The following is an 11,696-nucleotide window of genomic DNA, read 5'->3' on the forward strand; positions in this document are numbered from 1 at the left end:
GCCGTGGCGGCGGCGGACGCGGGGGCCCGGGCGTCCCTGCCGGAGCTGGCCGCGCTGATCGGCGACCGGGAGGAGTGGCTGCGGAAGAACCCGGGCGACGACGCGTCCTGGGCGATGCTGGGCGCGGCGTACGCGGAGCGGGGCGTACGGGCGGGGGACCCGGCGGAGTACCCGAAGGCGGAGCTGGCGCTGCGGCGGTCCCTGGACGCGTACCCCGTGGCGCGGGGCAATGCGGACGCGGCGCTGGGCATGGGCACGCTGGCCCACGCGCGGGGCGACTTCAAGGCGGCGAAGCGGTGGGGCGAGGCGGCGCGGAAGGCGAAGCCGCGGCGGTGGCGGGTGGAGGCGCTGCTGATCGACGCGTACCGGGGCCTCGGCGACCACGCGGCGGCCGGCAAGGCGCTGGACCGGCTGCGGGAGCTGCACACGGGCGGGGCGGCGTTCACGCGGGCGGCGCAGGTGTACTGGGACCGGGGCTGGCGGGAGGACGCGGCGGCGGCGGCCTACGACGCGGCGGCGCGGGCGTCGACGACCGCCGAGAAGGCCGCGTGCCTGCGGCGGCTGGGCGACCTGGCGTGGGAGCGGGGCGAACCGGAGGAGGCGCTCGGCCAGTACGCCGCGGCGCTGCGGCTGGTCCCGGCGGACGCGCCGTCGCTGGTGGGCCGCGCGCGGGCGCGGGCGGCGCTGGGGCGTACGGACGAGGCGGTACGGGACTACCGGGCGGCGCTGGCGGCGCGGCCGCTGCCGGAGTACGCGCTGGAGGCGGGCGAGCTGTACGCGGCGCTGGGCCTGGCGGTGGACGCGCGGGCACGGTTCGACCTGCTGGAGGCGCGCGCGGAGGAGGCGTCCGAGCACGGCGTGAACCAGTCGCTGGTCCTCTCCCGGTACGAGGCGGACCATGGGAAGCCGGGCAGGGCGGTGGCGTGGCTGCGCGCGGAGTGGCGGCGCGGTCACCGGTCGGTGGAGGTGGCGGACGCGCTGGGCTGGGCGCTGCTGCGCGCGGGCCGGGCGAAGGAGGCGCTGCCGTACGCCCGGGTGGCGACCGAGCAGGGACTGCGGAGCGCGCTGTTCTCGTACCACCGGGGCGAGATCGAGCGGGCGCTCGGCATGGCCGGGGAGGCCCGCCGCCATCTGTCGGAGGCACTGCGTACGAACCCGCACTTCTCGCCGCTGTACGCCCCTCAGGCGCGACGGGCGCTGGCGGCGCTGGGTGAGCCGTCGGGGGCGCCGCCGACGGGGTAGGCGGGCCCCGGAGGGGCTTGTCGACGGCCTGTGGGGCGGCCTGTGGACGGGCGGGCGTGGACGGGCAGCCCGTGTGCGGCCCGTGTGCGGCCCGTTGACGTCCTGTGGCCCCGCGGGTCAGGTCCGCGGGGCCACAAGTACGGGGCGGGCCGACGGCGTTACCCGTGCTACAGGTTGCCGCGCTTGGCCTGCTCGCGCTCGATAGCCTCGAACAGCGCCTTGAAGTTGCCCTTTCCGAAGCCCATCGAACCGTGTCGTTCGATGAGTTCGAAGAAGACGGTCGGGCGGTCCTGGACGGGCTTGGTGAAGATCTGCAGCAGGTAGCCGTCCTCGTCGCGGTCGGCGAGGATCTTCAGCTCGCGCAGCTCGTCGATCGGCACGCGCGTGTCGCCGACCCACTCGCCGAGCGTGTCGTAGTACGAGTCCGGCACGTCGAGGAACCGGACACCGGCGGCCCGCATCGTCCGTACCGTCGCGACGATGTCGTTCGTGGCGAGGGCGATGTGCTGGACGCCGGGGCCGCCGTAGAACTCCAGGTACTCGTCGATCTGCGACTTCTTCTTCGCGATCGCGGGCTCGTTGATCGGGAACTTGACCTTCTTGGTGCCGTCCGCGACGACCTTCGACATGAGTGCGGAGTACTCGGTGGCGATGTCGTCGCCCACGAACTCCTTCATGTTGGTGAAGCCCATGACCTTGTTGTAGAAGGCCACCCATTCGTTCATCTTCCCGAGCTCGACATTGCCGACGCAGTGGTCGACGGCCTGGAAGGTGCGCTTGGCAGGGGGCTCGACCATCGGATCGACGGCGACGTACCCGGGCAGGTAGGGGCCGTCGTAGCCGGACCGGTCGACGAGGGTGTGCCGGGTATCGCCGTACGTGGCGACGGCTGCGAGGACGACGGTCCCGTGCTCGTCCTTCACCTCGTACGGCTCGGTGATGCCGGTGGCGCCGTGCTCGACGGCGTACGCGTACGCCTTGCGGGCGTCCGGGACCTCGATGGCGAGGTCGATCACGCCGTCGCCGTGCTCGGCGACATGCCCGGCGAGGAAGCGGCCCCAGTCCGTGGACGGCTTGATGACGGAGGTGAGCACGAAGCGCGCGGCGCCGTTCGTCAGCACGTAGCTTGCCGTCTCGCGGCTGCCGTTCTCCGGTCCGGAGTACGCGACGAGCTTCATACCGAAGGCCGTTGAGTAGTAGTGCGCGGCCTGCTTGGCGTTGCCGACGGCGAAGACGACCGCGTCCATTCCCTTCACCGGGAAGGGGTCGGCCTGCCGTGCGGTGTCGGGGGTGTCATGCAGGATCTCAGTCATGGCGGCAGGCTCTCTCCGTTCCACAAGCTGCGCAATAGTTTGTGTTTCCCCTGGTCAATCTGCACAGTGAAACACCACTATCGTCGGACGTTCTGTACAGGATGACCATCGGGAGGCGGCTGTGGCGATCGATCATTTGGACGGCAGGCTCATCGCCCTGCTGGCACGCGAACCGAGGATCGGGGTGCTGGAGGCGTCACGGCGCCTCGGCGTCGCCCGCGGCACGGTCCAGGCCCGCCTGGACCGCCTCCAGGCGGGCGGCGTCATCCGCGGCTTCGGCCCCGACGTGGACCCGGCGGCGCTGGGCTACCCGGTGACGGCCTTCGCGACGCTGGAGATCAAGCAGGGCCAGGGCGCCGACATCCGCGAGCACCTGGCGGGTGTCCCGGAGGTCCTGGAGCTCCACACGACCACGGGTCACGGCGACATGCTGTGCCGCCTGGTCGCCCGGTCGAACGCCGACCTCCAGCGGGTCATCGACCGTGTGGTCGGCTTCGCCGGGATCGTGCGGGCGTCGACGGCGATCGTGATGGAGAACCCGGTGCCGCTGCGGATCATCCCGCTGGTGGAGCAGGCGGCGTCGGACGCGGACCCGCCGCTCGCTCCGCGGCATGTGTGAGGCGCCGCGCCCGCGACTCAGCAGGAGGGGACGGCGGTGCCCTTGTTCAGGGACTTCAGGGAGGTCAACGCGTCGTTCAGGGTCTCGACCGGGATGAGCCGGAGCCCCTCGGGCAGTTCGGCCTTCGCGCCCGAGCACTCGTCCTCCGGGACGAGGAAGACCGTCGCCCCGTCGCGCGCGGCGGCCTGTGTCTTGAGGGACACCCCGCCGACCGGGCCGACCGTCCCGTCGGGCGCGATCGTGCCCGTACCGGCGATGACGCGTCCTCCCGTGAGGTCACCACCCTCGCCGTCACCGGCCAGCTTCGCGACGATGCCGAGCGAGAACATCAGCCCGGCGCTCGGCCCGCCGACGTCCGCGAGGTGCAGCCGCACGTCGACGTCCTTCTCGCTCTTGCCCAGATGGTTCAGGGCGGCCGCGACGGCGCTGTCCTGCGACTGCTCCATCTGTTCGAGGTTGCGCTTCTCGATCTCCTTGTTCGACCGGCCTGCCGGGTAGACCGAGTCGTGCGGCAGCACGGCCTGGTCGGTGCGGAACCAGCCGCCGACGACGTCCGCGAGGTCGATGTCGGCGCCCGGCGCGGTGGCGAGGATCGTGGTCATGCGCAGCTCTCCGGTGGTCTTCCGCACCGGCGCCCCGGAGATGGTGATCACTTGCCGCCCCTTGTCCTTGCCGAGCACGTCCGCGGTCGAACCCGGGAGCGCGATCGTGAACGGCAGCGGCGCGAACGCGGCCGCCGTGAACAGCGCCAGGACGGGCATGGCGCACAGGGTGAGGACACGGGGGCGCGAGAGACGGGAGAGCACAGAGCCAATCTATCCGCACGCGCGCGTACGCTCCCGCGGACGGCTCCGAGCGACAGGCTCCTGGCCGGTGACTCCGGCCCGGTGGCGGGGCCGGTGGCTCCGGCCCGATGGGGGCGGGGCGGGGGCGGGGCCGGTGAGGCAGGCCCGGCGGCGCCGGGCGTCCGGCCGGGGAGTCGCCCCTCCGCGGCCGGCCCTCAGCGCAGCGCGTCCGCGACCTCCCGTGCCGCGTCGACCACGCGGGGGCCGACCCGCTCCGGTACGGCGTCGCTCAGCATGACCACGCCCACGCTGCCCTCTATCCCGGTCACCCCCACCAGCGGGGCCGCGGCGCCGCTCGCGCCCGCCTCCAGTTCGCCGTGCGTGAGGGCGTACCCGGGATCGGTGAGGCCGCCGGACCGGCGGGCGCCGAGGATGGCGCGGCCGGCCGCGCCCCGGTCCAGAGGGTGCCGGAACCCGGCCCGGTACGCCACGTGGTAGTCGGTCCAGGTCGGCTCGACGACCGCGACCGCCAGCGCCTCGGCGCCGTCGACGAGGGTGAGGTGCGCGGTCGCCCCGATGTCCTCGGCGAGCGAGCGCAGCGCGGGCAGCGCGGCCTCCCGTACGAGGGGGTGGACCTGGCGGCTCAACCGCAGCACACCGAGCCCGACACGGGCGCGGCCGCCGAGATCACGGCGTACGAGCGCGTGCTGTTCGAGCGTGGCCAGCAGGCGGTAGACGACGGTCCGGTTCACACCGAGCCGGTGGGACAGCTCGGTGACAGTCAGACCGTGGTCGGTGTCGGCGAGCAGCTTGAGGACGCGCAGTCCTCGGTCGAGCGTCTGGGAGGTTTCCGCGGTCACGACGCCCCCTCCTTCGGAGTGAGTGACGGCGGACACTCTCAACGATGAGGCGACACCCGTCCCTTGAGCATCGCACCGAGAGGCCGCCGGCAGGCCATGGCACACCGGCTGCGCTCCGCGGCGGCGCTGCCACGGGGCGTTTGCATGTGCCCGGACAGTAGCGACCGACTCCGCTCAGCGGAAGACCTCGTCCAGAATCCGGGCGCGGTTGGGGATTTGATCCCGGAATGCGTGGTTCAGCGGGCGGGCGCCCCGAAGCCGTACCCGAAACGGGCACTCCGGGGCGCCCGTAGGCACGGACTCACCGCAGACCATGGCTCACCGAAGCCGCGTACGCCGCTCACCGAAGCCGCGTACGCTCACCGCGCCGCGCGACGCCGCGCTGTGCCGCGCCAAGCTCACCGCATCCGCGCCGGCTCACCGCATCCGCGTGGCCCACTCCTGGACCTTCTTGATCCGCTCCCGGATCTGCCCGGCCGTGGCCTCGGCGCTCGGCGGGCCGCCGCAGACCCGCCGCAGCTCGGTGTGGATGACGCCGTGCGGCTTTCCACTCTGGTGCACATACGCGCCGACCATGGTGTTCAGCTGCTTGCGCAGCTCCATGAGCTCCTTGTGGGAGACGACGGGCCGCCGTTCGGCGGGCAGTTCGAGGAGGTCGGCCTCGTCCGCGGGCTTCTGCCTGCTGTGGGCGATCTGCCGGGCCTGCCGCTTCTGGAGGAGCAGCTGGACCTGGTCGGGCTCCAGGAGGCCGGGGATGCCGAGGTAGTCCTGCTCCTCCTGGCTGCCGGGGTGGGCCTGCATGCCGAACTCGGCGCCGTTGTACATGACGCGGTCGAAGACGGCGTCGGACTCCAGCGCCTCGAAGGGCAGCATGTCCTGTTCGCCGGTGTCCTCGTCCTGCTGCTTGTTCGCCTCGTCCATCTCCTTCTCGGACTCGGCGTACGGGTCCTCGTCCTCGCCGCTCTTCTTGGGCCGGTCGAGGACGTGGTCGCGTTCGACCTCCATCTCGTTGGCGAAGCCGAGGAGCATGGGGATGGTCGGCAGGAACACGGAGGCGGTCTCGCCACGCCTCCGGGACCGCACGAAACGCCCGACGGCCTGCGCGAAGAAGAGGGGCGTGGAGATGGTGGTGGCGTACACGCCCACGGCGAGCCGGGGCACGTCGACGCCCTCGGACACCATCCGGACAGCGACCATCCAACGGCCGTCGCCGTCGCTGAACTCGTCGATCCGCTTCGAGGCGCCGGCGTCGTCGGAGAGGACGACGGTGGCGCCGTGCCCGGTGATCTCCCTGATGAGCTTGGCGTACGCGCGCGCGGAGTCCTGGTCGGAGGCGATGACGAGGGCGCCGGCGTCGGGGATGGCCTTGCGGATCTCGCTGAGCCGCTGGTCGGCGGCGCGCAGCACGTTGGGCATCCAGTCGCCGCGCGGGTCGAGGGCGGTGCGCCACGCCTGCGAGACGGCGTCCTTGGTCATGGGCTCGCCCAGCCGGGCGGCGATCTCGTCACCGGCCTTGGTGCGCCAGCGCATGTTGCCGCTGTAGCTGAGGAAGATCACGGGCCGGACGACACCGTCGGCGAGGGCGTTGCCGTAGCCGTAGGTGTAGTCGGCGGCTGACCGCCGGATGCCGTCGTTCCCCTCCTCGTACGTGACGAACGGGATGGGGTTGGTGTCGGACCTGAACGGCGTACCGGTGAGCGCGAGCCGCCGAGTGGCGGGCTCGAACGCCTCCAGGCACGCCTCGCCCCAGGACTTGGAGTCACCGGCGTGGTGGATCTCGTCGAGGATGACGAGGGTCTTGCGCTGCTCGCAGCGGTTGCGGTGCAGCATCGGGCGCACGCCGACACCGGCGTACGTCACGGCGACGCCGTGGTACTCCTTGCTGAGCGGCCCGGCGCTGTACTCCGGGTCCAGCTTGATGCCTATGCGCGCGGCGGCGGCCGCCCACTGCTTCTTCAGGTGCTCGGTCGGGGCGACGACGGTGATCTGCTGGACGACATGGTGGTGCAGCAGCCACGACGCGAGGGTCAGCGCGAACGTCGTCTTACCGGCGCCGGGCGTGGCGACCGCGAGGAAGTCCCTGGGCTGCTCCTGGACGTACCTGTCCATCGCGGCCTGCTGCCAGGCACGCAGCTTGTTGGCCGTGCCCCAGGGGGCGCGGCCGGGGAAGGCGGGTGAGAGGTGATGGGAGGCGGTAGTAGTCACGGTCTCCGATTCGGGGCTCTCGGGCTCGGCAGCTCGGCGGATACGCGCGCCGCGCGGCGGACGCGTACGACAACCGGGCCACCCTACCGGTGGCCCGGCGCCCTCAAGAGCGGGACGACGCCGTGACCTCGGGGACTGCGACGGGGGTCACATCGCCAGTGCGGCCAGCCGTTCGGCGATGGCCTTCACCTCGTCCTCCCCGCCCGTGGCAACGTCGATGACGAGCCGTTCCGCCGCGTCGATGTCGGGGCGGAGGTCCACCCCGTTCATGGCGAGGAAGCTCACGCAGGAGAGCCAGGCGGTGCGCTTGTTGCCGTCGAAGAAGGGGTGGTTGACCGCAAGGGACTGGAGCAGCGCGGCGGCCTTCTCCAAGAGATCGGAGTACGCCTCCTGGCCGAACATGGCAGCAGAGGGGCGGTGCACAGCCGACTCGAGGAGTCCCACGTCCCGTACGACAACGTCCTGGTCATCGATCGCATGCGCAGCGATGGCCAGGACGTTCTCGGCGGTCAGATAGATGCACGTCACTTGAGCCGCTCCAGCAGTTCGTGCCACTTGGCCGCCTGTTCCTGGGCTGTCTTGCGCACCATGGCCTCCTGGGCCGTTCGCGCCAGATAGTCGTCGACCGCCTTGAGCACTATGGCGTGCATGCTGACACCCTCCTGCTCGGCACGCTGCTTGAGGGCATCGGTCTGGTCGTCGCGGAGACGCAGGTTCATAGCCATACCAGAATGGTACTACCGGGTGGGGTCATTCTGGTACTGGGCGAGGGCGGCCGGCCACCTACCGCACCCGCACCCGCGTGGCCACCCACGCCCCCAGCAGCGCCACCGCCGCCATCGGCAGGAACACCGCAGCGAAGGCCGTCGGATGGGAGCCACCCGTCGCCGCGACCGCGTGACCGGCTCCCGCGAGGGACCCGCCGCCCAGCGCGGCGAAGGCGGCGCCGCCCGCGGCGAGGAGCAGGACGTTCGAGAGCCCGTCGGAGATCTGGAGGGCGGCGGAGTTGGACCCGGCCTCGTCGGGTGGCGACAGCTTCAACAGCAGCACGCTGTTGGAGGAGATCACCAGGCCCATCCCCAGGCACCCGAAGCCCCACGCGACCCCGACGATCCACACCGGCACGGCGTGGACGAGCACCGACGGCACGGCGGCGATGGCCACAGCGACCAGGAGCATCCCGATCACCATGAGCCGCTCCCGGTGCGGCTCCACGGCGGGACGGGACTGGATGAACGAGCCGAGTGCCCAGGTCGCCCCGCCCACCGCGAGCGACAGCCCTGCCAAGGTCGGGCTCAGCCCCCGCTCGGTGACCAGCATCAGCGGGATGAACGACTCGGCGGCGACGAACGCGCCCGCCGCCACCCCGCGCAGCAGCACGACGGCCGGCAGTCCGCGCGCCGCGCGGAAGGTGCCGCGCGGCAGCAGCCCCAGCGCGGCGGGCACCAGCAGCGCGGTGCCCAGCACGGCGGGCGCGATGGACAGCCAGCGCAGGTCCTGCCCGGCGTACTGCAGCAGCCCCGCGCCCACGGAGATCCCCAGCGCCAGCCGAAGCCGCCCCCGGTCGAAGCCCGCGACCGGGGCCCCGGCGTCGGCCGGGCCCGAGGCCAGCCGCCGTATCGCGGGAAGCGCGAGCACCAGCGGCAGCACCACCAGCACGGGAATCCCGAGGAACACCCACCGCCACCCGAGCCGCTCGGTCACGGTCCCGGCGGCGAGAGGCCCCACGACGGAGGGAATGACCCAGCTCGCCGCGAACGCCGCCATGATCGAGGGCCGAAGCCGCTCCTCGTACGCCCGGCTGACGACCACGTACAGCGCGACGATCACGAGCCCGCCACCGAACCCCTGCACGGCCCGCCCGGCGATGAACACCCACATGGCCTCGGCGGTCCCCGACACCACAAGCCCCGCCCCGAACGCCCCGATCCCGGTGGCGAGCGCCCGAAGCGGCCCGTCCCGGTCGGCCCACTGCCCGGCCAGCACCATGCCGAACAGGCTGGTCGTGAAGTACGCCGAGAACGCGAACGCGTACAGCGGCACCCCGTCCAGCTCCCGCGCCGCGACGGGCATGGCCGTACCGACGGCGGTCGCCTCGAAGGCGATCAGCAGGACGACGGAGACGATCCCGATGCTGAGCGCCCGGTGCGCCTTGTCGAGAACACTTCCCCCGCCCTGCTGCGAGGACGCGGCGGCCATGTCGGCGGTGTCGGGGGGCTCCAGGGCGCTCATGGCCTCAGAGTAAGAGGCGTAGCCCTGGTTGACTCCTGCAATTCGACGGGGATGATCTCGGCCCTTGGTCGTACGACCAAGTGAACGCCGCATGGCAACCCCGCCTTGTCGCCTCAGCGGATCAGGCCGGCCAGGTCGATGTCCAGGTCGAAGGGCACAGCGGTCTTGATGCGCTCACGGTGAATGCCGGTGGCGACGTACACCCGCGTGGTGTCGTCCAGCTCATAGGAGTGGAGGACAGGCAGCCCGTGCTCCTCCTCGATCCGCCAGAAGTGCCGGATCCCGGCGCGGGCGTACTTGAACGGCTTGGTCTCCCGGTCACGCTCCCGGGACTCCTCGGAGACGATCTCGACGACCAGGTCGACCTCATCGGGCAGGAAGCAGGTGCGGTCCGGGTCGTAAGCGACCTTGGCGGCGACCACGTCCGGCTCGGGGCGACTCTTCGTGCTCAGCCGCACGGTCATCTGCGCCTCGACGGTATGCCCCGTCGGCGCCAGGTCCTCCAGGGCGGCGGTCAGGCGACGGATGACACGGTCGTGCCAGGAGCGCTGGGGACACATCATGAAGATCAACGCTCCGTCGATCAGCTCAGTATGGCGAGGCAGATTCGGAATACGGTCGAGGTCGTCGGCCTCCCATCCGCTGTCACGCGGCGGGTATAGCCACTCGGGGAGTGTGGCGGTCATGGTGTCTCCTCCAAGGGATGCCCCGGCCAGCCTAGCCAGCCGGGGCGGCGAGCGCGGAAGCGCTCAGGAACGCGCGCCCTCGACGGCGTCCCGGAGGCCCTGAATGTCGAGCTTCTTCATGCCCATCATGGCTTCGGCGGCACGCCTGGCCTTCTCGGGATCCGGGTCGGTCATCATCTCGTCCAGGATGCGCGGGGTGACCTGCCACGACAGCCCGTACTTGTCCTTGAGCCACCCACAGGGCCCTTCCTCGCCGCCCTCGCCGAGCCGGGACCAGAAGTAGTCGACCTCCTCCTGGTCCTCGCACGCCACGGACAGCGAGATCGCCTCGTTGAACTTGAACTCGGGCCCACCGTTCATCGCCACGTACCGCTGCCCCGCGAGCTCGAACTCGACGGTCATGACCGTACCCGCCGGCATCGGGGTCCCCTCGGGGTAACGGTCGACCTTCACGATCCGCGAGTCCTTGAAGATCCCGGTGTAGTGGTTGGCCGCCTCCTCCGCCTCGGTGTCGAACCAGAGGAACGGCGTGATCTTCTGCTGCATGACGGGGCTCCTTCCATGGCGTTGCTGTCACACGGGTAGACCGGAGGAGCCCCGGAAACTCATCGCAGAGTGCACTGACCGTTCAACCCACCGACTCGTCAGGCAGTTGCTCGACAACAAACGAGCCCCTCGCTCGCACGGTCACGACCAGCCCACGTTCCCTCAGGATGTCGAGGGCGCGGCGGACGGTGTTGGAGCCCACGCCGTACTCCTGGGAGAGAACCATCTCCCCCGGCAGCCGGGAGCCGGCCGCGAACTCCCCGCTCCTGATCTTGCGCTCCAGGATGCTCGCGAGCTGCTCGTAGTGGTAGGCGGCGGCACCGGGGTTGATCTGCTCTGTCACGGAAGCGAACGTAAACGTCCAGCAACGGCCGCGCATCTTCAACAACTGTCAACTACTGCCTACCACTGCCGACAGCTGCCGACATCGACTACGTTGACCACAGAAGACCCCGGCGAGTCGGCCAGGACTCCCGGGGCATGGCCACCAACCCTGAGGAGGTTGATGACAGTGGGCATTATCCATGCCTTCGCGCGCTTGCTGCTGGGCGCATTCGCACCGGGTTCCGGCCGACGGCGAGCCGACTCAAGCCCGACCGCACCCGCGTCCACCGCCACCCGCCGCGAGGCCCCGCCTCGCACCCCACTGCCCCTGCCCCGTTCCCCGTACGGACGGAACGACCCACTCGACGGCCACGCCTCGGCCCTGGTCCGCCCCTACCTGGCGGCGTACGAGCAACAGGAGACGCGGACGCGGCGACTCACCCTCGTACTCGCGGCGGACCTGGGCATCGACCTGGACGCCCGCAGCCTGCACGGAGTGGAGGTCGCCCGATGAACGACCGGCGGCGGCCGATCCGCATGTGCGTACGCTGCGACCGGATCACGGACGCACCCGTGGTCGTCTCCGAGGTGCACCAGGCCAGTGGACCCGGCTTCACCGTGTACGCGTGCCGCGAATGCGCACCGCTGTTCCCACCGGTCCCTGACGCGTTCGACCTTCTGGGTGGTGAGCGGTGAGGCCGGAGCGCACGACGGAGCAGCTCACCGCGGACGCGAGAGAGTCCGGGCGGACGCAGGAATGCGAGGCGGGCGAGCATTCCTTCTGCGCACCTATGGAGGTGTACGCGTCCGACGACCCCGGCCCCGACGAGCAGCCGGTCTTCTCGATCACGTGCACATGCGCCTGCCACAAGCACTGAACACAG

15 protein-coding genes are annotated in these 11,696 nt (G+C 71.2%); 5 read left to right on the forward strand and 10 right to left on the reverse strand.

Annotated elements, in window-relative coordinates; translation table 11 throughout:
* Positions 1–1,242: tetratricopeptide repeat protein (locus FVS66_RS07670; protein ID WP_149180246.1), on the forward strand; the 1,242-nt coding region annotated here is incomplete at its 5' end.
* Between the two features lie 167 nt (positions 1,243–1,409).
* Here FVS66_RS07670 and hppD read toward each other — a convergent pair.
* On the reverse strand, positions 1,410–2,555 hold the full coding sequence (gene hppD, locus FVS66_RS07675) for a 4-hydroxyphenylpyruvate dioxygenase (RefSeq protein ID WP_149180247.1): 1,146 nt from the start codon (positions 2,553–2,555) through the stop codon (positions 1,410–1,412).
* Positions 2,556–2,676: 121 nt separating this feature from the next.
* On the opposite strand from hppD, the gene FVS66_RS07680 reads away from it, so the two are divergent.
* The gene (locus FVS66_RS07680) at positions 2,677–3,174 is read left to right on the forward strand and encodes an Lrp/AsnC family transcriptional regulator (protein ID WP_149180248.1); all 498 of its coding nucleotides are present in this window, start codon (positions 2,677–2,679) and stop codon (positions 3,172–3,174) included.
* A gap of 17 nt (positions 3,175–3,191) precedes the next feature.
* Here the strand turns inward: FVS66_RS07680 and FVS66_RS07685 are convergent, their stop codons facing one another.
* The 9 genes from FVS66_RS07685 to FVS66_RS07725 form a co-directional block, all read right to left on the reverse strand.
* On the reverse strand, positions 3,192–3,980 hold the full coding sequence (locus FVS66_RS07685; protein WP_149180249.1) for a S16 family serine protease: 789 nt from the start codon (positions 3,978–3,980) through the stop codon (positions 3,192–3,194).
* 194 nt (positions 3,981–4,174) lie between these two features.
* Positions 4,175–4,819: an IclR family transcriptional regulator gene (locus FVS66_RS07690; protein ID WP_149180250.1), complete on the reverse strand. Its 645-nt coding sequence runs from the start codon at positions 4,817–4,819 to the stop codon at positions 4,175–4,177.
* Between the two features lie 417 nt (positions 4,820–5,236).
* Positions 5,237–7,024 (reverse strand): DEAD/DEAH box helicase, encoded by a 1,788-nt coding sequence (locus FVS66_RS07695; RefSeq protein ID WP_149180251.1) that lies wholly within the window; start codon positions 7,022–7,024, stop codon positions 5,237–5,239.
* Positions 7,025–7,171: 147 nt separating this feature from the next.
* On the reverse strand, positions 7,172–7,552 hold the full coding sequence (locus FVS66_RS07700; protein ID WP_149180252.1) for a type II toxin-antitoxin system death-on-curing family toxin: 381 nt from the start codon (positions 7,550–7,552) through the stop codon (positions 7,172–7,174).
* On the reverse strand, positions 7,549–7,749 hold the full coding sequence (locus tag FVS66_RS07705) for a ribbon-helix-helix protein, CopG family (protein WP_149180253.1): 201 nt from the start codon (positions 7,747–7,749) through the stop codon (positions 7,549–7,551). Before FVS66_RS07705 ends, FVS66_RS07700 begins: the two co-directional genes overlap by 4 nt.
* Before the next feature lie 58 nt (positions 7,750–7,807).
* The gene (locus tag FVS66_RS07710; protein WP_149180254.1) at positions 7,808–9,256 is read right to left on the reverse strand and encodes an MFS transporter; all 1,449 of its coding nucleotides are present in this window, start codon (positions 9,254–9,256) and stop codon (positions 7,808–7,810) included.
* Positions 9,257–9,369: 113 nt separating this feature from the next.
* The gene (locus FVS66_RS07715; protein ID WP_149180255.1) at positions 9,370–9,942 is read right to left on the reverse strand and encodes a Uma2 family endonuclease; all 573 of its coding nucleotides are present in this window, start codon (positions 9,940–9,942) and stop codon (positions 9,370–9,372) included.
* A 63-nt stretch (positions 9,943–10,005) separates the two neighbouring features.
* Complete coding sequence (locus tag FVS66_RS07720; RefSeq protein ID WP_149180256.1) at positions 10,006–10,488, reverse strand: VOC family protein; 483 nt, start codon at positions 10,486–10,488, stop codon at positions 10,006–10,008.
* 82 nt (positions 10,489–10,570) lie between these two features.
* Positions 10,571–10,831, reverse strand: coding sequence for a GntR family transcriptional regulator (locus tag FVS66_RS07725; RefSeq protein WP_262386865.1), 261 nt, complete (start codon positions 10,829–10,831; stop codon positions 10,571–10,573).
* A gap of 162 nt (positions 10,832–10,993) precedes the next feature.
* On the opposite strand from FVS66_RS07725, the gene FVS66_RS07730 reads away from it, so the two are divergent.
* Genes FVS66_RS07730 through FVS66_RS07740 form a run of 3 tightly spaced genes read left to right on the forward strand, consistent with a single transcriptional unit; the run spans position 10,994 to position 11,690 of the window.
* Positions 10,994–11,326: a hypothetical protein gene (locus tag FVS66_RS07730; RefSeq protein ID WP_149180257.1), complete on the forward strand. Its 333-nt coding sequence runs from the start codon at positions 10,994–10,996 to the stop codon at positions 11,324–11,326.
* The gene (locus tag FVS66_RS07735) at positions 11,323–11,508 is read left to right on the forward strand and encodes a hypothetical protein (RefSeq protein ID WP_149180258.1); all 186 of its coding nucleotides are present in this window, start codon (positions 11,323–11,325) and stop codon (positions 11,506–11,508) included. Before FVS66_RS07730 ends, FVS66_RS07735 begins: the two co-directional genes overlap by 4 nt.
* The gene (locus tag FVS66_RS07740) at positions 11,505–11,690 is read left to right on the forward strand and encodes a hypothetical protein (protein WP_149180259.1); all 186 of its coding nucleotides are present in this window, start codon (positions 11,505–11,507) and stop codon (positions 11,688–11,690) included. The genes FVS66_RS07735 and FVS66_RS07740 overlap by 4 nt, the downstream gene beginning before the upstream one ends.
* Positions 11,691–11,696 lie beyond the last annotated feature (6 nt).

It is taken from the genome of Streptomyces sp. TRM49041, from assembly GCF_008271805.1.
Lineage (GTDB): Bacteria > Actinomycetota > Actinomycetes > Streptomycetales > Streptomycetaceae > Streptomyces.